This window comes from Enterobacter sp. PTB (assembly GCF_051130085.1).
Lineage (GTDB): Bacteria > Pseudomonadota > Gammaproteobacteria > Enterobacterales > Enterobacteriaceae > Enterobacter > Enterobacter ludwigii.
The window spans coordinates 1-21,880 of sequence record NZ_JBDKEE010000029.1 but is presented as its reverse complement, the minus strand read 5'-3'; the positions used below and the strand labels follow the sequence as shown (position 1 = coordinate 21,880).

Below are 21,880 nucleotides of genomic sequence, written 5' to 3'. Positions count from 1 at the left end.
AATTCCATTCTCGTTACAAGTTTATGTTGTGATAGAGAGAGGGCTGCGGATCATCCGCACAGCACTGCCGCACGAGCAGGATCGAGTGAGATCAGCCCAGAAAGCAGTGTCGCTATTTCCGGCTGCAGCCGCGCTCTTTCGCTTTCGCTGCGCCCGGCAAGTATTCGCAGTAGCTTCAGTTTTCGAGCCTTCACCTCAAACAGCAGCTCCGGCTCCCACTGTTGCAGCGTCAGGTTACCCGCCTGCGTATCCAACTCCCCCAGCAGATGCACCGCCAGTTCATTTTTACCGTACTGTTCAGCAATGCGGGCCATCAGCAGCCTCAACAGCCAGCGCTCGCGACGGGAGACCACGCCGGGGCGCTGCTGTAACCAGGTCAGCGCCGCTTCCACGCCATCGGCGTCGGCTTTTTCCTGTGCCTCGCCTTCCAGCGCCAGAATAGCGTTTTCGGGGGTGCTGACCGTGCTGATGGCGGGTTCCTGCCAGTCTGTCGCGTCGTTCAGTACCTGCTGGCGTATCCAGTTCAGCGTCACCGCATCGGCAAAGGGGGACCCGTCATTAAAGGCCAGCGTTTCAAGACCGGGCAGGCGACTGAGCAGCCCTTTCAGGTCGTCCTGGATAATGGCGGCTTCCGTCTCACGGCCCAGTTTCAGTAACGCCTGATGGATATACCACTGCACATCCAGCCACAGATGGCCGGCCCCACGTGAGAACAGACTGTCCGCCTGTTCCGGCAGTTCGCTCCAGCGTTGCTGCTGGTAAAGCCGTTTCAGGAGTGCACGGGCATCCGCTTTGGGGGGCTCGATACGGGTCCGGCCATCGCCGTCCGAAGGCGGCAACTGCTGCAACGTGTCATGACGCAGCGTCTTCATCAGACGATGTGCGGCTAGCCAGCCATCCGGCTGCTCATTCAGCCAGGCGGCCATTTTTCGGGCCTGGTCCAGCAGGTCACGACCGGAAGCAATGGCAGCACCGCCAGGATGTGCAGTGGCTGTCGCGGAAAAGGTCGATGAATTGTCTGACGCGTTCTGCGACACCACGGCTTCCGGCCCTCCGGAGGTCATCAGCCGGGATTCCAGCGCCGCATACAGCGCACCAGCCTGTATCCGGGGCTCTCCATCTTCAGCCGTGGTTGCCTGCCCGATGACCAGCAACGCCCCGGCGATACGCCGTGAATCTTCCACCGACACTTCCGGGTACAGCGCCAGGCTGTCCAGCATCCGCGTACCGGCCAGCCAGTCCAGCGCCGCCGTGCGGGGACGCTCACGCTGAGGGTGAAGCTGCGAACCAAAACGCAGCAGGAGGGCCGCGAGTAACTCCAGTCCGTCGGCCAGACCGGATTCACCATCCATCGCAAGCCTCGCCCAGGTGTACCAGGTCACAATGCGAATATCTTTGGTGACGGAGGTCAGCAGTTTTTCACACAGACGACAAATCTGCTCCGGGTCGATGCCGGACAGTCTGTCCATTTCCTCGCGCAGTTGCTGAAAATCATCGTCGTAGCCGGGATCATCGCCGGTGGGGGCCTGTTCCGAAACCGGTAACAACCAGTTCTCCCACAGCGTCAGGCGCTGCTGAGTCTGTTCAGTCAGCGTATTCTGTTCGGCCTGACAGGCCGCCAGCAGGGAATGCAGCGTCGCCATCAGTCCGAGTCCTCCGCCTGCTCATCCGCCGTTGTCCGGTCCGCGTGTGTATCTTTGACAACGAAGACGGTGTCCGGCAGGGTAAAGTGCCGCAATTTCAGCAGCACCAGTGGTCCCTCACCGGATTGCGTTCGCAGGGTGTAATTCAGCGCCCGCCCGTCCTGAGCGTCCCAGCGCAGCCGGTAACTGCTGTTCAGTCCGGGATACCCCTTAACCTCCGCTTTATCCAGCAGACGGATAAGCCCCCATTCTCCGGGTAACTCAGCATACGCGCGGGTACCGGCCTGCACGCTTATCCAGCTTAACGAAGCCCCCGGTGAGGTGGTATCACCCGGCCAGGTGAAGTGTTTCCAGACCGGCATCTGGTTCACATAATTGAGCGTCTGACCGTCGGAGCGAAAATCGGTCTCCACCACCCCTGCCGCCGTCCCCGGACGCAGGTCAAACTGCAGGCGGGCCGTATCCGTCGTGAACGCCACATCAGAAACATGGCTCAGCGTGTTAATCGCATCCAGAAATGCGGGGTTAAAGGTCAGCCCCTGACTGTTGAGCGCGTCCGGCACCCAGCGGCTGCCCTCCTGATGCAGCACGCCGTTCAGGCTGGTCTTCATAAACGCGGCCACCCTTCCGGAGTCCGCATCGAGGTATTTTGCCAGCAGCGTCAGCGACGCGTCGCTGTCGGTGTCCTTAAACGGATAGCGCCCGCCAAAGGCGCGGTTCCAGTCGTTCACCACAGAGGCGCGCCACTGTGCGTTCAGACTTTCAGCAGCCGGCGTCAGGACCTGCTGCCAGGACTGTGCCATCGGGCGAACAAACAGGGTCTGCCCAAAGCTGCGCCACTCCTGACCCAGCTCTGCCGCCACCAGACTGCCATAGTTCTGGGTGTCCGTTAAATCTACGCTCTTCCCCTGAAACACGGCCTGCGCCAGCGCCTGCATCATCGCCTGCGGGTCCGAGGCATCGGTGACCTGCTGCAGGTGCAAGCGTACCTGGGTAACCCGGGTAAGGAAGGTCTGCAGACTCTGGCGGCTGTCGCTGTTGCCGTCGGTCTGTTTGCCCGTCAGCGCCAGTACCGGACCGAAGGTGTCATCCAGCGGGCCGTGCGTGGCAGCGCGCTGGTCAATGGCCGGAACGCTCTCACGGGAGAGCAGATCCTTCGCGGATTTCACCAGTGAATCGGTGATGGCTTCTCTTGTCTCGCCAGTACGCCCCTGAATATTCAGGGTGTTCATCAGCGCAATCAGCGGCGACTGACGCACATCCGCCATCAGGGTAAGCTGATCAATGACATCAGAGAGCGTCGGCGCGGGTTGCAGCCGGATGCTGTTGAGAAACGCCAGCCAGGCACCGCTGAAATCGGCAAAATAGCGGTCAGTCAGCTGTTGTTTCAGGGTCTCAGGGGAGACCTGCTGCGAGGCGGACTTCTTACTGTCGGTCAGCACCCAGTCCATCTCATCCCGGCGCTCTTTCACCACCTTTTCAATCGCAGGCTGCACGGCATTTTCCCAGGCCTGGCGGGTGAACATGCCCGGCACCACAGCTTTTGTGGTGTAGAGCCGCGCCACGTCCGTCTCACCGGTCATGTCCTCCAGACGCATATCGGCGTAGAGGTGGGATACCTGTTTCAGCACCTTCTGGTACAGGCCAGATTCACTGTTGCGCATCCCCGTCAGGCGGACCAGCAGCCCACGGGTGGTGCTGACCAGTTCATCATCGTTATTTAAGCGCCACTGCGGATGCGAAGGTAAGGCGGCGGCATAAAAAGCCAGCAGGGCTGGCCCGTCCCCCTGCCACGCTCCCGGCGCCATCCCCTCGCGTGTCGGCCAGTCCTGCATCAGCGTGTCGTGAAACCAGGCCGGGTCCATTTTGTCGGGACGGGTCAGCATCAGCCAGAGCTTCAGCTGGTTGTAGGCCGGTTTTGCCAGTCGAGCCCGCTGCGGACTGTCCGGCGGCAGTTGTACAAACGCCTCAAGCTGCGAGCGCAAATGCCCGGCAGCAGCATCCCGGACCAGCGGCAGCGCGCTATCCTGATAACGTGGCCAGAGTGCGGCCAGTAGGGCATTGTTCTGGCTCAACCCGGCCTGCTCATACCACGGCACACCGTGCTCAGCACGGTACTGCAGACGGGCCAGGGTTTTCTGCAACGCCAGCAAGGCACGAAGCCGCTCAGCCAGCGGCTGCTTCTGCTCTACGGCGAGAGCAGCATGCTCCTGAGCTTCCTGAATCGTATTGCAGTTGCTGATAAAGGAGAGAACCATCCAGCTTCCCCAAAGAATCATTAGGGCCGCAACGGCAGAGAGCGTCACTTTACGACAGGGCAAACCCAGTTTACGCGGGCGCAGTGCGGCAGGCAGCGTACGAACAGAATCAGGCAGGACATCCCAACGTTTATCCAGCCCCCAATGATGCAGCACGCTGCGTCCCGCATCCTCAGAAATCTGGCTGAACACCATTCCCGCCAGTGGCAGAGGGCGGTACGGGTTGAGCATCACCGACAGAGGGGCGACCAGGCTTTGCGGCTCGTGCAGCAGTTGCTCGGCCAGCATCAGCAGGAAGTTGTGCTGCATTGAATGGCAGACTTGCTGGATCCCCTGAGCAACCAGATCCGGTGATAGCGTCTGAAGCTGTTGCATCAGCGCTTCGACATGACACCCAGCAGGCAGAAGACATCCGGTTGCCTGCGTGATGCGCCCTTCCGGTTTACCAGCGCGCGGGTGCAGGGACCAGACATACAACGGGAGTTTCCAGCCCAGTACATCCATGCGGTCGCTGAGGGCATGCGCCAGCGTATCCATGGTGCTTTCAGAGGGCACTGGCAGCGGCTGTTCCATGCCAGGTGCTGACAGTTGATCGAAAGCCGAGGTGACCCACACCAGGCCGTCCACCGGACGACGGCGCAGTTTGCGCAGCGCTCTCAACCAAGTATTGTCTGCTGGCGTATTGAGGTCACCGCCCCACAGCAACAGTGTACCGCGGTCTTCCTGCCAGAGCTGGGCCGTAAGACCAGGGGTTAACTGCTCCACCTCAGCGACGGTGCCGGTTACCAGCAGGATGCGCATTTTACTCCCCCAGCGTCGACCATAGAGGTTACGCATGGCTGCACGGATGGTATCAACGGTGACACTGCGTGGTGCGATCTGTTCGACACGCCCTTCATCGGCGGGCAGCACATTTTTATGCTTTGCCTGAAAACGTGACCACTGTTGTTTAATCGCAAGGCTAATAGTTTTGCCATGGCGGACAAGCAGCAGAAGGATTATCACCGCCACAAATACCAGCAGCTTAAGGCCATTACTGGTCAGTCCGAACGCATCACCTTTTTTCCAGATGGCCAATCCGATCGCGGCAGCAATCAGCGCAGTAATACTGATACGTCCCCAGTTACCACGCCACACTGAGTTATCCTTCGCCATTCATCAGATTCCCTGTAGTTACGGTGTTTACAAATCGCTGCTCTTTGTCACCCGAAAGCATCAGGCAATCTTCTTTTGTGAGCATGGCTATATCACTAACGACGGCGGCCATAATCCACGGTGAGAAAGGACCGCTGAGTCCGGCATATTTCTCCAGCCAATGGCACTGCTGGGGTTTCCAGCTGCCTTCATATTGTTTTGCACTGCCCAGAAGACTGGAAAAATCATCACCCCACTCCATGCTGTCGCCCACAATCGCACGCACAGCAATAGCCTGTGACTGGGTTGAGAAAAAGGTATCGAGCTCTTCACTCAGCATTTGGGTTGATTCAAGCGACATAGGCCGAAGCAGGCGAGCGTGATGGTTTAGCTGATATTTCGTTGCTACATCGTCAGAGGTCAGCATTAAAGCCGAGAGCGAATCACTGTACTCATTTCCTCCCTGAGTCTGGTGAACCAACAAAAGCTCAACATCCAGAATCGGGGCTTTAAGGCGTTCACCCACCCAATCGAAGGCCCGGTCTTTAAGAATCGTCAGTAACGGTACGGGATACGCCTGTCCAACAAACTGGAGCCAGCACGCTGAAAATTCTCTCTGTAATGTCTCATCAGGATTGTGTGAATCAGTCAGTAAGGTTGCGTGGAAAGGGAGGTCAGATAAGCGCTGTAGTTCTGATATGCCCAGACCCCCAATCAATACTGAAAAAGCATCTTCACCCGCAGGTAACGTTATTCCCCGAGAAAGAGAGTTACTCTGCTCGAGATCTTTGGGGGCCTGCAGAAATGTGGATGGTGTCAATTCATCCGGCAGGATAACCCGGCTATACAGAACAGCCAGATAACGCCCGGCCCAGGAAGTCCATTGCTGCTGTGCATAGTCTGCCTCATCGGATTCAAACTGATGACGGTCCATTGCGTGGTTATACATCCAGCCGCGAATACAAATCGTTACGAACCAGAGAAAGAGAGGGCCTCCGGAAACAATCCAGAGGTTAAATTTTTGCAATTCACCCAGAAACTGATTGGCGTGGAGTACAAAGAGCAACACTCCCGCAATAACAGCAACAAGGCCTGCAATCAGCCAAATGACCAGTGACGGCTCATCCGGTTCTGCAGCAATTGTGGCTTTCTGACGCTCCCAGCTCATAACTTATCCTACTGAACAATCCGGCGCACTGGAGATAACATGGCAACCACATTCACATTCGCAGCCATCCACAACCACGGATTTCCCATCAGAGATCCACTCAGATGACCCTTCGATAATGGCATTGACACCATGTCCCTCGACAGGACAATTAATTTCGTCGCCAACGAGAGCTACTTTCTTACCGTTCACAATCATGGTCGAAGATGCAGATATAACCTCACCGCCGTGAGTAGTTTTATCACCGAGCAATACAAATCCTTTGGACATATCACACCTAACAAATTAGTTTACACGCTTTAATTGAGGCGACGAAATTGAATCCACCCTTTTTTGATTTGTGGAACAATATCATCATCGAGAAATGCAGAACAAATGCCGAGTTCACCGACTGCGAAAATCGTTGTAGGGTAACCTATTTCTATTCCCTTTCGCCCCTCAGGGTCAGGCTCAGAGTAATAAGGAAGGCCATTCTCTCTATAAGCATTAACATCCAAGTATTGATTGCAGTTTACGTTAAAATTACTCTCATCAATTAATGACAACGGGACCAATTCATCCTTTTCAAACCTTATCTTTTTCCCTAGAATTTTCTCACCAACAAATATATTTTCTGTGGTATCCTCTGTGACCATTCGAATAGTGCTTGAAGAAATAACTATATTCCCCTCAGCAAATCTAGCGCCAGCCCATCCAACCGTATTCAAATCAGACTCAACACTTTTCTGATAAAAATATACAGTCGGGACACCACCCTTAACTTTAATATATATTTCATTATCATCAGTAAACTTAGGTACAGGACTTAAGATATATTTACCCATAATTTTTCTGGGGTCGTTAGCTAAAACACCATACTCTTTCATAGCACCATGATCTTTATAAACCCAATAACCATAATACAAACCATCTTTTATTTTGATACCATTACTGAATGCAATAGCAGGTAAAAATAGAGCGAGAAAGATCGCTGTTTTAAACATAAAATCATCTCAATACAGAATGAGTTGTGCAGGCTTTCCAGATAGATAATTTAGCCAATCCTTTTAAAAAGCATCCATCCATTTAAAATTTCAACTTTATTACTCTTATTTAAAGTGGAGTTACACAAGCCATCACTACTCAATAAAACACTACTACTATAGTCTTGCATAGAATCATTTTTTTTCTCTTTACTTCCATAATCTTCGTTTGATTTAAAATATTCAGAACAGTCAATTTTGAAAACATCATTTTTTAAAATTTCTATAGGAGCAATTTCAGGAGTGTTTTTAGATTTATTATTTCCGGGAAATTTAATGCCTACCTTATACTTTACGTCGCGATCACTATCACCATCGGTATTATCATAAAAATTTTTTGTGATTGGGGTATTAATTACTATCGTTTTATCATTCAATTGAATGTTTGCCCACCCAATAGTTGGCCCACCTTCAATTTCTTCATGCTTGAAGAAAACAACATCAGAGTACTTACTTATTACAATGTAAACTTCATCGTTGGACTGGTCGTCAATTTTATTTTTTAAATAAAAAACCCCGTCAACCTCATCAATATCACCAACAACGCCAGCTACAGTTTTATAATTATCATTAGGTCCATATGCCCATTCAAGATGGTATAATCCAGGTTCTAAAGAAAGAGTACTTGCATTTGAAAAAAAAGGTAAAAGAAACAGAAAAATCACTAAAAATATTTTCATTGTACAACCTCCACATGGAACGCCGGCTCACCGCTATGCAAAAAAGGGCTGATGTATTTAAAGCCATCATTATTGGCAGCATATTCCGTAAGAGCCTTATCAAAGGCTAATAACACACTTCTTTTACTTGATAGGTTTTTACTAATATCAAATACATTTCTCTCAGCATACATTTCTTCTGAAACACAGTGACGTGATACTAATCGCCCCTCACTTTGAAGTTGAATTACTTTTTCTGTCATAGCTGCTTTAACTGCAGCTGTTTTGCTATGATCATTCCCACCAGCATCTATGGCTGCTTTAATGACCTCTCTCCCAGCTTTCGCATAATATGCTAACTGTGAATCTATCCCATTGCTTTGCATATTACCGTACATAGCATTCACTTGCTTTTCAACAGAACGTAACGTACTAGTTATCATGATTTTATGCACCCCTGACGATTTCATTATTCCTTTTATAATATCAAGAGAATGATTAGTTACCAGATTTTTCAAGCTGAGAGGAATATCTTTAGAAAAATCCACCACCGGCTCAAAGTCTTTATCAACAGAAACATTTTTAGCTTTCCCCTCGGAAGTAGTCTGATGCTTCTCTGGTTCATTTTTACTTCGACCAGCAACAGACTTATCCGTCGTCGTAGTTTTAATATGAATTACATTGCTTTTCTTTTCTGAGTCCGCAGACTTACTTCCTTTAGGCAACACAATATGACTTTTTGAATACTCTATGGCTGCATTAGCATTAGCATTTTCAATTCCAACATTTTTGAGTATCTCTTTCTTGGTCTGCTCAGAAACATAGCGGCTAACATACCCATGATTTTGATTACCATCAGGCATTTTCAATTTCGCACCAATGCGCAACATGTTTACGTTATGGATCTTATTAATTCTTGCCAATTTCTCCACTGATACACTATGTTTCTTCGCTATTGCCGATAAGGTGTCACCTTTTTTAACAATATAAGTTAGAGTTTCAGGCTTTTCATTTGTATTTTTTTCACTAGCCGCCTTAGCTAACTCTTTATAATTATCTGAAAGAATAGTGAATACAATTTCTGAACCTGCGATAGCATTAACTGATTCAGTCATCCCGTTTGCATCAGTCACCCCTTTGATAAAAACAAGAGGTTTCTCATAGTCTGACACTAAATTTGGGCATGTTAAACTTGGAAATGGCGAAATTGTAGCAATATAATTTTTATTTTTGAATGCCGTATTATTTCCCGTTGATAATTTAAATTTAGTATCAACTTCAGTATTTTTGAGTAACCCTTCCACAACTGATAAATGGTTAGTTATATAAAGAGCCCACTTCTTGCCATCTGCACTTTTCTCACGCGTACCATCAAGATATTTCCCTAAACTATAGGCACCATCATGATGCAACAAGTAAAGCCATTCCCAGTATTCACTTTGATCTGATGTGTAGCTCTCCATCACTTTAGACTTGTTAAGTAAGAATGAATAAATTACCGCGTAACATCCTTTTTCAGCGTCAAAAACTTCTTCATTACGAAGATCTAGCTGAAAACCAAGAATGTCTTCAGATTGTGCCAATGCGTCTTTGATAAAACCAACTGTTCCTTGTGCTAAACCAGCTGCACTAGTAGTCCCCGCTGCCGCATCGGGGTTAAATCCAGACTCAACCTTAGTGGTTAATAATATATATGATATTTCTTTATAACTTAATCCATAGCGGACCGCTATGGTAATTATCATATCTATAATAGCATCCTGGACATCTTTATCAGCATCTCCTGTTGTACGGCTGTTACCTCTTAGCTTTCGGGATGTATCTATATCCGGATAGATTGCGATTAACGAAAATGGCTTAATCTGGTCATCAAAATATGCTTTTCCCTTCTTGGCATTTAAATACTCATATAAATCAGACATACCCTACCTCAGCGATTGCTAATAAAGTCTATATTTGTATTGTCGTATGGTTTTTTTATTTCTCGAGTTCTAAGCTCAGAAAGCTTCTTGCCTGTAATAAAACTCCCTGAAAGATCAATGAATGGGGCGTCAACATAAGACAATAATGAACCCTTAACGCTCTCCTCTTCATCCAACCCAAGATGGTATCCGATGACAATATTTTCATTATCATAGCATTTCATTGTGGAGGGAGCCCAATCACCAGGCTTAACTACATTATTAAAGGAATAACCCTGTCCTTCCAGGAGAGTTTTTTGGTTGACTGGGATATATGGTAAAGAAAACTCTTTATTATTCGTGCCGCTCTTTATTTCCAAGTGGTAATTTTTGCATATATTCTCCGTTGGACTTTTTTGATTCACCTGGCATTGAGCACTGACCTTTATCAAAGCCGAACCACATTGCATTTGTGCTGATTTAGCATTCCATATGCCACTTGCAAAAGAAAAAAATGGAGCCAGCAACATGCATAACAAAAATTTAAACTTAAAAGTAATATCACGCACCTTTATTCCCCTCACAATCACTACATTGACAACCATCGTCCTGGAATGACATATCTGAAAATGATGAACAATGTACTCTATCCACAATATTCTCACTATCGTACCAATAATCACTTTGAATCATTTCAAGTTCAAAAGGCTCATTCGGGTTTGATGAGTAAACCGGGACTGTTTCACCGTTCTCGTCTGTTCTACCAAATAATTTCTGCCCATTACTCGATGTCAACATGTATGCCGCAGCTGCAACTGGAACTCCGGCATCAGACGACGCCGTAAATTTCCCGCTATATCCAGATGGAAACTGGGGCATAACACTACTCATGCTTACACTACCCATTTTCTGCGCATTGGCACATTTCCACAGGATGTTGCCTTCACAGCCCAGAATAATATTTTTACCCTGCAACTGAATGAACGATCCATCCAGGTTTTTCAGCACGACATCTTTCGCTGCCGTGATTTCAACCCGCCCTTCCGTACTGGTCACAGTGACATCTTTTTTGGCTATCGCTTCCAGTGCATCGTCCTGAGCCTGGATTTCCACTTTGCCCTGTGCCGCAAACAGCTTCATACCGGCCTTCCGGGCCAGTAAACTGACCGCTTCACCTGCCGCCACTGTAAATCGTTTAAGCGCGCTGATATCAGTATTCTGCTGGGACATAATGCCCACGCTGGCACTACCTGAAGCGACCCGGACGGCCTGAGGGCTGGTGATACTTACACCTTCCGGAGCATTTAACACCATCCCGGGCTGAACCAGGTCTTTTAGTGCATCCGTTAACTTCACCTGATTCTGGATATCGGAAGGTAGTGCATTTGCAGCCTCTGCTGCATTAGACATACTTCGGGCAATGCTCAGCGCATTTTCCAACTGAGCAATGGCCTCCTGCATTGAGAGCATCTTGTCGCCAGCCGAAGGCTGTTTGTCGGCAGTGATGAAGACACCATCACCACCGCGCACAGATACATGTCGGTCAGTACGAAGTTCAGCCCCTTCGCCACGTAATTCGCGAGCCGCGTTGACATTGTGACCCAGATTCAGCTGCGTCTTGCCGCCGTACTCGGTGCTGAGCTTGACATGCTCTTCGCCGCGCTTATCTTCCATCCGCAGCTTATTCAGTCCGGCGGTACGGATGACGTTGCGCGTGCCGTTTTTGTCGGTCACGTGGTCGTGCGAACGGGAGTTATGCATCACGTGGGCAATGTAAGGGCGGTCCGGATCACCTTCATGAAACGCAATCGCTACCTCAGTACCCTGGATCAGCGGGAAGTGAAAACCGTACCTGTCCCCGCCGTAGGGTTTCGCCAGACGCACCGGCATACTCTCCAGCCCCGCGTCCTTATCGTCCATGTCGGCATCAAACTTCACGCGGTAGAGGCCTGATGCATCCTGCCAGGCGTAGATATCATGAGCTTTTGCACTGGTGACCCAGGCGGTCATTGTGCCCGTCACCTGAGGACGGGGTAACAGTGCCGGGCGCCAGCAGAGGGTGTCGCTGTACGGTACCGCGTGCAGGCTCACCAGCAGGGCTTCTTTCCGGCTGGCACGGTATTGTGCGCCGGTCAGCAGAATTTCACCCTGCAGTAGTTCAGGGAGCGAGTTGTGACTGTCCCCGGTAATAGTAACCACCTGTCCCGGTGAAAGGGTGGCATCGGTGCTGGTCCCGGTGATGTGCGTCTGGTTTACCAGAAAACGCTCATGGTCCAGGCGGGCGTAGAAGTTGGCACTTTCGGTTTCTGAGTGAATCCGCTCACCCAGTTCAAGATGACGCGGCTTATAGTGGTACACCTCCCCGTACGTCACCCCTTCCCCATCGCCGCGGGTCATGTCTGCCGGCGTGGACTCCAGGCGGAACTGGGCTTCCCGGTGGTTGTAATCCTTGGTGGAGACGGATGCTTCCACCACGTTGTGGGTAAGCCCCAGTCCCCACACTGAATCGGTAGCGTTGTCATTCATGCCGGACGGACTGTTCAGCATCAGGGTATGGCGGGCCGTCAGCGCATACTGCGTGTCGCCAAAGTTGACCACTTCCGTCTGCGTATCCTGCTGCAGGGTAAACCCGTAAAAAATGCCCACTTCGGCCAGCAACCGCTGAATAAACTGCAGGTCATTTTCCTGGTACTGGTTGATTTGCTCACGCTTAGGGTAAGTACGTCTGAGCGAAAACGCATACTCCCAGTTCTTCAGGCCATGCTCCTGCAGAATCTGCGTGACCACTTCCGGGACCGACTTGTTGATAAAAAAGCGGTGGGTACGAAACTGTCTGTCCAGCAGCACCAGCTTAGGCTCCAGCGTAATGCGGTATTCTGCCTGGTCGGCAGAGCGGGTCAGGCGTTCAAACTGCGTCACCACACCATGCACCCGCTTTTGCTCCGTCAGCAGCTTCAGCAGTCCCCCGGCCATCGTCAGGCTGGCGGGTTTGCGTAACATCTGGTCTGCCGGAATGTCCTTATCCGGGCTGGTAAAATGGATGACATACCGGTACGTCCCGCTCAGCTTCTCTGCGCCGGTAAAATCTTCCACGTCCAGCGGGGATGGACAGGTGTCCACATTGAGTCGGTAACGGTTCAGGGTGTTATTCATGCTGATTTATTCTCCGTCGCGTCATGCTGTGTCTTGCCAAACTCCATCACTATCCCTTCCTCGTCGTGCCAGCCCAGCGTCAGGTGCTGCGGCTTCTGCCCTGCGGCGAGGTGATGCAACAGCTGCTGGCTCAGCACCGGGAGTATCTGCTGGTTAAGCAGGCTGTCGATGTTGCGCGCCCCGGTGTCCGGCAGCAGGCAAGCGGATGCCAGCGTGTCGTAAAGACTTTCATCAATCAGGGTGGTGATACCGTAGTGGCGCGTCAGCCGCTGCGTCACTTTCTCCAGCTTCATTGCCACGATGGTGCGCAGTGGCGCTTCACCGAGCGGGAGGTACAGCACGGTCTGAAAACGTGCCAGCAGTGCAGGCTGGAAGTGGTCGCGAAGCAGCGGCCTGACGAGCGCGTGCAGTTCGCCGTCGGTGGTCTCCGGGTTTTCCGTTAATTGCTGCATGATGTATTCGCTGCCCAGGTTCGAGGTCATCAGGATGACGGTGTTGCGAAAATCGATTTCCCGTCCTTCGCCATCGCGCATCACACCCCGGTCAAACACCTGATAGAACAGGTTCATCACGTCTCGATGGGCTTTTTCCACCTCGTCGAGCAGCACCACGCTGTAGGGACGTTTGCGCACCGCCTCGGTCAGAATGCCGCCCTGCCCGTAACCCACGTAGCCCGGCGGTGAGCCTTTGAGCTGCGAAACGGTATGCGGCTCCTGGTATTCGGAGAGGTTGATGGTAATCAGCGACTTTTCGCCGCCGAACAGCGCATCGGCCAGGGCATGGGCTGTTTCGGTCTTGCCGGTGCCGCTCGGGCCTGCCAGCAGGAACACGCCCTGCGGGCCGTTCTCCGGCGTCAGTCCGGTTTTTGATGCCCTCAGGCGTTGTGCAATGGCAGTGAGTGCAGTCTCCTGCCCCACCACACGCTGCTGCAAAAGCGTCTCCAGATGCAGGAGTTCCGTCTGTTCGTCTTTCAGAAGTGATGAGAGCGGCACGCCGGTCCAGTCGGCGATAACCTCTGCCACCGTGCGGACATCCACATCCGGGCACAGCAGCGGGTTGTTCTGCTGCAGGGTGTGTAGCTGTTGCACAAGGGCAGCGGTTTCGGCCTGCTGCCCGGAGGTCTTGCGGCTGTCCAGCAGTTGCGTGACCAGTTGCTTCTCCTGGTGATAACGGGCTTCAAGCCGCTGCTGTTCGGCAGTGAGCTGGCGGGTCTGCCGTGCAATCTCCGTCAGTCGGGTATCGGGCACGGACTGGCCCACCGCCTGGTCTTCCAGCAGGGCCGCTTCTTCCAGCACCAGCGCATTCTCCTGCGCCGCCAGCCGGGTGAGGGCCTCCGGTACCGTGTCGAGACTCATGCGCACGCGAGCCGCCGCCGTGTCCAGCAGGTCCACCGCCTTGTCCGGCAACTGGCGCCCGGTAATGTAGCGACGGGAGAGCGTGACCGCCGCGCGCACCGCCTCGTCGGAGATGTGCACCCCGTGGTGTTCGGCGTAGCGGGACTTGAGGCCCCTGAGCATCAGGCAGGCCGTGTCGTCATCCGGCTCATCCACTTTCACCATCTGGAACCTGCGCTCCAGGGCAGCGTCGCGCTCAAAGTACTGTTTGTATTCCGACCAGGTGGTGGCGGCAATGGTGCGCAGTTCGCCCCGGGCCAGAGCGGGCTTGAGGAGGTTGGCCGCGTCGGCCCCGCCTGCCTGGTTACCCGCGCCAATGATGGTGTGGGCCTCGTCGATAAACAGCAGCACCGGATGGTCCGACTGCTGGACGGCATCAATGATGTTTTTCAGGCGCTGCTCAAACTCACCCTTAACGCCCGCACCGGCCTGCAGCAGACCGAGGTCGAGGGTGCGCAGGATGACCGGTTTCAGGCTCGCCGGGACATTGCCCTCAGCGATACGCAGCGCCAGCCCTTCGACCAGGGCGGTTTTACCCACGCCCGGCTCCCCCACCAGTATCGGGTTGTTCTTGCGACGACGGGAGAGAATGTCCACCATCTGGCGAATTTCAGTGTCACGCCCGAATACCGGGTCGATTTTCCCGTCGCGGGCTCTGGCGGTCACGTCTGTGGTGAAGCGGTCAAGCACCGCCAGCAGGGCGGTGGTGGGTTTACCTTCTTTTGTGGCTGAGGCTGCTGCCCCGTCAGCACCGACCGGACGACCGACAAAGGTCACGTTACCGTTGCCGGTCTCATGGCTCTCATCAGCCATCAGTGCGGCTTCTTCCTGCTGAACCGCCGGGCGTTCATCGGAGTGCATATCCAGCAGCGGGCGCAGCTGTGTTATCTGTCCGGCCGTCAGGGAGAGCAGTGGCCAGAGACCATCACAGAGCAGAAGCGAGGGATGACTGCGAAACGCCATCAGTAAATGGATACTGCGTATCTGCTCCTCTCCCGCCATCGACGCACACAGCCAGGCCTGACGCAGCAGTTCGTTAAACTGCGCGGACAGCTGCGGGCGGCTTCTGACCGACCGGGGAAGACGGTCCAGGTATGCCAGTAAATCCTGCCAGACGGCATCCATGTCCCACGCATAACGGCGGGCCAGCACGGTGAGGTCGCCCTCTCCCTGCTCCAGCAGTTTCAGCAGCCAGTGCTCGGGATGAATTTCCGCGTGGGCGCGGGTCTGGCACAGCGTGGCCGCACTCTCCAGCGCCCGGGCGCAGAACGGGTTGAGACGACGTAACAGTACAGCGGGATTTTCCATGTTCATTTACTCGCAGTCGGGGATTTGAGACACGCTACCGCCCGTCGCTGTTTCCTGGGGATAAGGAGCCTGTAAGCGCATGAGGTCAGAGGTCCGGATTGTGGTGTTTTTTTTGCTCAGCACCCGCCAGGCAGAAACTGAACAAAAAAGGCGGACAGAAAGGGCTGTCCGCCAGAAGGCTTACGCGGTGGCGCGTTCGTTCCAGGAGTCGGAATGAATGATGTTGCCGTCCTTGTAGGTCCAGGTGATTTTTTCGTAGCGCAGCTCAAGCTGCTCCAGGTGGTTGTGTTTCTCTTTGGCAGGGTCCTTGATGTCGTGCATCACCGGATTGACCTTCACTACCTTGACGTTCTCAAGCAGGGTGTTGAAGTACTCCACTTCCTGACCGGCGTCGTTGATTTTGTACCACTTAAATTCGGCAGACTTCAGGGTCTGACCGGTGGTCACTGCCTTGTACAGGTACGGGCTGGAGGCGTCGATTTCCTTGGTGAGCATGAATGGCGTGTGGATACGGGTACCGGTCAGCTTGCCGGTGTTGTTGTCGGTCGGGATGTAAAGCTTGTGCTCCTGTGCGACCACTTCGATGCTGCCCTCGCGGTCCTTGACGTCCACAGAGCCCTTGATGTCCGCACCGCCGTCGTCTTTCAGCCACAGATAAACCGGAATTGCCATTGGATTGCTTCCTTTATTCATGATGTTGAGACGCGCCATCATCCTGTGATGACGCAGGGGTTACGCCCGGTATCCGGCAGGCATCCGCCTGCGGTACCAGACTGATTTCAACCCGACGGTTGGCCGCCCGGCCCGCCGTCGTGTCATTCGTCTGCAGGGGACGGGTGGCCCCGTAGCCCTGCACCGCAAAACAGCTTTCCGGCACGCCGCCGGTGTCGCGCATCCAGTCCCGTACCGCGCCAGCGCGTTTGAGGGAAAGTGTCTGATTGAGCTGTGCGTTGCCGGTGTTGTCGGTGTGCCCGCTGACCACAATCAGCCAGCCCGGTTTAGCCCTGATGCCGACCAGCGCATTCACCAGCACTTTTGTGGAGCCGGATTTCAGGGTGGCGCTGCCGGTGTCGAACAGCGACAGGCTGTCGAGGCGAATGGTGGAAGGCGTGGCTTTAACCACAGGCTGTTTCACGGCCGACACCTCAGGCGTCCAGCCGTTGACCGCCGCGTTCACCGGGGCTATCAGACGCATGCCCTGATAAAGTCCCAGCCCGTAGTGCTGCGGAACGCCCCTGCGCTGCCAGTCATTCAGATGTTGCAGGTCATTACGCAGGGTAGCCTGTGCCTGCAGACGGGGACCGGTGGATTGCTCACCCAGACGGGCATACAACGTCAGGTGGTCACTGAGGGTGCGAATAAGGCGCTGGTTATTCACAAAGGAGCACGTCATCGCCAGCAGCAGAAACACGCTGCTTATCAGCCCGGCGATCCGCCAGTGCTGCATCCGGCGACTGACGCCACGGTGACGGGAGAGCGAGCTGAGCAGCACATCCGGTAGCGGTAACAATGACGCTTGTGGAATAGCGGCAGGCATCATCGTGGTCAGTGTTGCCCCCTGCTGTTGCCACAGATTATCGTGCTCCCCGTTAACGGACGTCAGGCAGTACCCCAGTGCCGCAGGGCGCAGGCCGTTCTGACCATGGGTGGCGTTCTGCAATACCGGAACCACCACGCGCTGATACCATGACTGCAGGCTATCGAGCCAGAGACTCTGGCTGAGTCGGGACAGACGTACCGCTGGCGCCGCTTCCCGCTGCCAGTCCGCCAGCGTCAGTACACCTTCACCGGGGAGATGGGCCCGCAGCCCTGAAGGGCCGGGGATCGCGGTAAACCAGCGGGCTTCCGCCAGTGCAGAAACATCGGGCGGCGAAAGCCAGACCGCACTCAGTAAGGCAGGCGGCCCAGGTAGCCACTCATGGCACTGCACAATGGCACGCTGCCAGCTGCGCAACGTCTGCTGAAAAGCCTCTTCACGGGTATGCTGCTCCGGCGTGACCGCCAGTAACACAGCCACGCGGGGCAGCAGTGCAGGACGCGTATGCGCAAGCTGCTCAGCCAGCCGGGGCAACTGCTCCGGGGTATCAGTTCGCAGATACCAGCCCTGAGACGTTTCACGAAAGCGTTGTTCCGGTAAAAACAGGGACACGGTATCCCCGGCAACCAGGATAACCGCACCGGTAAAGGTATCCGGCGGAAGGACATCATCAGCCAACTGTTCATGGGCCTCACCCGCTGATGGACGACGTTGCCACTGACGCCATAACAGCCCGCCAGTGGAAAGCAGAACAAGCAGGCTGAGCAGCCGTTGCGTGCTGAGTGACACCATCAAAAAGCCGTTGACCAGCCAGAGGGACAGGATAAAGGTCAGCAACCCCCACGCATGGAGGAACATAGAGCGCATGGGCATTATCCCGGTCCGATAATCTGCGCCACCTGACCATCCAGGAGCGTGGAGAACACGAACCACAGCGCGACCAGCGCCACCAGACCCGCACCCCATGACAGCCAGTACCACCACCGGCCACCACGCAGCGTTGAGGGCCGTACCACCACAGGGCTGTCCTGGCTCAGGGTAAAGGGCGGTACCCGCTCCGCCAGCGCACGCACCACATCCTCGCGGCGCTCGTCGTCCTGCTCACGGTACTGACCGACAAAACCAAGCTGCAGGGTACGGTACAGGCAGGTCAACACCGCGGCATCCGGCGCAGGGGATTTAAGCAACTCACGGATTTGCACCCAGAGGGCCTCACCGGCATCGAGACGGGAAAAGAAATGTGCCTGAAGCGGATCTTTCTGCCAGGTCCGGTACGCGTCATCATCCTGCCCCCGGTTAAGTACGCTCTCATCCAGCAGGGCGCACAGGGCAAACAGCATCTGTTCACTGGCTGACTCGCTGAACCCCGCTTCAGACAGTTGGCTGCGCATATCAGTGACCCTCTGACGGGCGCGCCGGTAAAGCGCCTGACCGTCGGGGATCGGATGTCCGTTACGTAACTGGCAGGCCATCAGCCAGCCGGGATAAAATATCTGTTCAGTTCGGGTCACGGGGGTCTGTGTCATGAGCGTAACACCGCAAACAGTTCCAGCTTCACGTCCCCCAGCGACTCAGGGGTATAGAACGTGCAGTTGCCCGCGTCCAGCATCGCCCGGGCGGCATCGGTGTTCAGATCCAGCGCGAAATAGAGATTCTCCAGACGCACCGGAATAGCGGCAGGGACATGGCTGACGGGCTTTATCGCCATCCCGCTCATCGCCACGTTCACCACCTCCGACACATCATCGAAGCTGCCCGCCTTACACAACTGAGGGAAACGTGTCTGCAACTCATGTGCCGGCATCGATGAACGTACTGACAGCCAAAAATCGGCCCCCTCGCGCAGGCGGGCATCGTGCAGCGCCCCTTTCCACATCACCCCGTCCTGTTTCAGTTCAATGGCCACGACCCGGGAAGGTAAACTGGCTTCCAGCAGTTGATCGAGTAGCGTCAGCATGGGGTTAAAAACCTGTTCAGGGGTGTCATGCCGGTACGCGGGAATATCCCGGGCGTCGTGCTCCAGGGAAAACGTCAGCAGACTCCCGGTCAGCCTGACCAGTTCCCGGTACACCAGTTCAGGATGACGGTGAGGGTTCTCCAGCAGTTCGGTCAGCACCGGTTCGGCGCTATTGAGGGCGCTGAGCAGCCAGAACAACGATACGTCTGCCACGGCAAAATCCGCCAGACGGGCATTGCTTTCACGGCGCATGCTCATCAGCCGCAGACGCCGGGCCTGCAGACGGTGTAATAAGTCACGTAGACGGGTAAGCAACGACGGCGCTGCCGACAGTGCCAGCATCGGTGGGATAAAGCCGGTATCACGTACCCATTGCCCTTGCGCATTACGCACCAGACGGGCCACCGGGCAGGTCAGCCAGGCGGTATTCTCCTGATGGGCAAGGCGCAACGTCAGCGCATGCCGAAGTACCGGAATGGCAGTCTGTTCATGACCCGCCAGCTCCTGCACCGTCACCCTGTCCGACTTCCAGCGGTGAGGACGTTCGCTGTCTCTGCCATCATCCAGATTCCCGCCGTTGGCGTTCAGAAGCGGCAGCGCCAGTACCACCCCGACAGACTCGCCGGTGATCCCCTGAAGATCGCACACGGGCGGCAGGTTCTCGCTGAGATCGGTATCCACCAGCGTACCGTCCTGAAAACGCACTGTCAGACGGGTGGCATTAAGACGGGAAAGTGCAAGCGCCCCGTCATCAAACTCCGCCGTAACCACGCCCCACGGACTGGCCAGCGCCATCCGGGCTACCGTCTCCGACACGTGGGCATCCCACAGTGCCTGCTGCTGAAACTGTTGTGGGGCCAGAAAAGCCCCGTCTTCCCATAACGGACGATAAATCTTCATGGTACCAACCCGTTATGCTTTGGCCTTCGGCATCTTGCTGACCAGAGACAGATTGACGTCCATCCCCTCCACCTGGAAATGCGGCACCGCAAACAGCCTCACGCGGAAGAACCCCGGGTTGTCATCAATGTCTTCCACCACCACTTTACCTTCGCGCAGCGGATGAGAGGCCTGCAGCGCATCGCCCGGGTCGGTCATCTCCGTCACCAGGCCGCTCAGCCAGCGGTTTAGCTCCTGCTCCAGTACGCGGCGGTCTTTGGTGGTGCCGATGTTCTCGCGCTGAATAACCTTCAGGTAATGCGCAATGCGCGACATCAGGAAGATATACGGCAGACGGGCGTTGATGCGGCTGTTGGCCGTGGCGTCCGGGGTGTCATACAGCGCCGGTTTCTGGGTGGAGTTGGCCGAGAAGAAGCAGCTGTAGTCACGACCCTTGTAGTAGGATAGTGGGATCAACCCGAGGTTTGAAAAATCAAACTCGCGGGTTTCGGAGATCATGATTTCGGACGGGATTTTGACCTGGCTGCCGGTACCGAGGTCATACAGATGGATTGGCAGGTCTTCCACTGCGCCACCGGCCTGCGGACCGCGAATTTGCACGCACCAGCCATTGTTCTCAAAGCTGCGCACCATGTTGGCCGCAAAGGCGAAGGACGCACTGGTCCACAGGTATTTGTCGTGGTCCGGGCCTTTGACTTCTTCCACATAGTTAAAACTGCGCACCGGTACGGTGTCCGGGCCATACGGCAGGCGCCCCAGCACGCGCGGCATCGTCAGGCCGATGTAGCGCGAATCATCACTATCCCGGAAGCTCTTCCATTTGATATATTCTGCGCGATCGAAGTAGTTGGTAACATCTTTGATCGCGGCCACTTCATCGATCGTGCTTTTCATGAAGAACGCCGGGCCCACCGAGCCAATGAACGGCATATGCGCGGCGGCTGCCACTTTGGAAATATTACGCAGCAGCGCGATATCCTGCGAAGAGGCATCAAACTCGTAGGCAGAGATTAATGCTGCAATAGGCTCTCCGCCCGGAGTATCATACTCATTAACATACGCGTGCTGGTATAATCCACTCTGGATAATTTCCGGCGCATCCTCAAAATCTTCCCGCAACGCGTCCTTGGACAAATCAAGTAATTCTACGCGAATATTTTTTCTGAAATCCGATTTATCGACCAGGTGTTCCACGCCGCGCCAGAGACTTTCCACCTTCTGAAACTCAGGATGGTGCAGAATTTTGTCCAGGTCCTGGCTGAGCTGACGATCCAGTTCACCGATCATCTGATCCAGCAGGGCTTTATCCAGCTTATCGACTTTACGGGTACCCGACTGGCGCAACTGCTCCAGAAAGACACCCAGGGCAGCGGTCACGCGCTGGTTTGCACCGGCCTCCGCCATATCGGCTTCATCTTTCCAGGCGCTGATATCGTTGAGCTGCTCCACGGGGGACAGGTTGATTTTTTTAAGTAATGACGCATAGACCCCGGCAGACGGTTCCTGCTCCAGGACTTCAGCCGTCGCGGCGGTGGTATTCTGTTCTGCTGACATGATATTCATCTCGTGAAAGTAGGGGAGGCTCAGACGTCCTGAGGGGCCAGCGCGGCAATTTCAGCGCGAAGCTCATCGCTCAGGTCGGGGTTACGCAGGATTTCCAGTAATTCACGGCGGAAACTGGCATCATCCAGCAGATTAGCCCGCAGATCGCGCAGGAGATTGCGCATCGTGAGCATCGCCTGCAGTCGCGGCACTTGCTGTGCAACGCACTCAGGGGTAAAATCTTTCATGTGACGGAACGTGAGGTTAATCTTCTCTTCCGTTTCTTCATCACCGTCTGTATGCT

Annotated in this window: 16 protein-coding genes; all 16 read right to left on the bottom strand. The window is 54.3% G+C overall.

From position 1 onward, the window contains the following. Positions 1-50 precede the first annotated feature (50 nt). Positions 51-1,643, bottom strand: a complete 1,593-nt coding sequence (tssA, locus tag AAIR21_RS23650) for a type VI secretion system protein TssA (protein ID WP_434682376.1) — start codon at positions 1,641-1,643, stop codon at positions 51-53. After that, positions 1,643-5,056, bottom strand: coding sequence for an ImcF-related family protein (locus tag AAIR21_RS23645; protein ID WP_434682375.1), 3,414 nt, complete (start codon positions 5,054-5,056; stop codon positions 1,643-1,645). Before AAIR21_RS23645 ends, tssA begins: the two co-directional genes overlap by 1 nt. Further along, positions 5,043-6,203, bottom strand: a complete 1,161-nt coding sequence (locus AAIR21_RS23640; RefSeq protein WP_434682374.1) for a hypothetical protein — start codon at positions 6,201-6,203, stop codon at positions 5,043-5,045. The genes AAIR21_RS23645 and AAIR21_RS23640 overlap by 14 nt, the downstream gene beginning before the upstream one ends. A 3-nt stretch (positions 6,204-6,206) precedes the next feature. Next, entirely contained in the window at positions 6,207-6,473 is a 267-nt protein-coding gene (locus AAIR21_RS23635; protein WP_434682373.1) for a PAAR domain-containing protein, read from the bottom strand. Positions 6,474-6,502: 29 nt separating this feature from the next. Continuing rightward, entirely contained in the window at positions 6,503-7,186 is a 684-nt protein-coding gene (locus AAIR21_RS23630; RefSeq protein ID WP_434682372.1) for a hypothetical protein, read from the bottom strand. A 50-nt stretch (positions 7,187-7,236) separates the two neighbouring features. Then, on the bottom strand, positions 7,237-7,905 hold the full coding sequence (locus AAIR21_RS23625) for a hypothetical protein (protein WP_434682371.1): 669 nt from the start codon (positions 7,903-7,905) through the stop codon (positions 7,237-7,239). Continuing rightward, the gene (locus AAIR21_RS23620; protein ID WP_434682370.1) at positions 7,902-9,806 is read right to left on the bottom strand and encodes a LysM peptidoglycan-binding domain-containing protein; all 1,905 of its coding nucleotides are present in this window, start codon (positions 9,804-9,806) and stop codon (positions 7,902-7,904) included. The genes AAIR21_RS23625 and AAIR21_RS23620 overlap by 4 nt, the downstream gene beginning before the upstream one ends. Positions 9,807-9,814: 8 nt before the next feature. Next, a complete protein-coding gene (locus tag AAIR21_RS23615) occupies positions 9,815-10,354 on the bottom strand; it encodes a hypothetical protein (protein WP_434682369.1) in 540 nt (179 codons plus the stop codon). Beyond that, positions 10,347-12,938: a type VI secretion system Vgr family protein gene (locus AAIR21_RS23610; RefSeq protein ID WP_434682368.1), complete on the bottom strand. Its 2,592-nt coding sequence runs from the start codon at positions 12,936-12,938 to the stop codon at positions 10,347-10,349. Before AAIR21_RS23610 ends, AAIR21_RS23615 begins: the two co-directional genes overlap by 8 nt. Continuing rightward, the gene (tssH, locus tag AAIR21_RS23605; RefSeq protein ID WP_434682367.1) at positions 12,935-15,640 is read right to left on the bottom strand and encodes a type VI secretion system ATPase TssH; all 2,706 of its coding nucleotides are present in this window, start codon (positions 15,638-15,640) and stop codon (positions 12,935-12,937) included. The genes AAIR21_RS23610 and tssH overlap by 4 nt, the downstream gene beginning before the upstream one ends. A 180-nt stretch (positions 15,641-15,820) precedes the next feature. Beyond that, positions 15,821-16,312: an Hcp family type VI secretion system effector gene (locus tag AAIR21_RS23600; RefSeq protein ID WP_434682366.1), complete on the bottom strand. Its 492-nt coding sequence runs from the start codon at positions 16,310-16,312 to the stop codon at positions 15,821-15,823. Between the two features lie 13 nt (positions 16,313-16,325). Further along, entirely contained in the window at positions 16,326-18,044 is a 1,719-nt protein-coding gene (locus tag AAIR21_RS23595) for an OmpA family protein (protein ID WP_434682365.1), read from the bottom strand. 5 nt (positions 18,045-18,049) lie between these two features. Beyond that, the gene (gene tssL / locus AAIR21_RS23590) at positions 18,050-18,703 is read right to left on the bottom strand and encodes a type VI secretion system protein TssL, short form (RefSeq protein ID WP_434682364.1); all 654 of its coding nucleotides are present in this window, start codon (positions 18,701-18,703) and stop codon (positions 18,050-18,052) included. Next, positions 18,700-20,034: a type VI secretion system baseplate subunit TssK gene (gene tssK / locus AAIR21_RS23585; RefSeq protein WP_434682363.1), complete on the bottom strand. Its 1,335-nt coding sequence runs from the start codon at positions 20,032-20,034 to the stop codon at positions 18,700-18,702. The genes tssL and tssK overlap by 4 nt, the downstream gene beginning before the upstream one ends. A 12-nt stretch (positions 20,035-20,046) precedes the next feature. Beyond that, positions 20,047-21,588, bottom strand: coding sequence for a type VI secretion system contractile sheath large subunit (tssC, locus tag AAIR21_RS23580; protein ID WP_434682362.1), 1,542 nt, complete (start codon positions 21,586-21,588; stop codon positions 20,047-20,049). A gap of 29 nt (positions 21,589-21,617) precedes the next feature. Then, the coding region (locus tag AAIR21_RS23575; protein ID WP_434682361.1) for a type VI secretion system contractile sheath small subunit at positions 21,618-21,880 on the bottom strand (263 nt) is incomplete at its 5' end.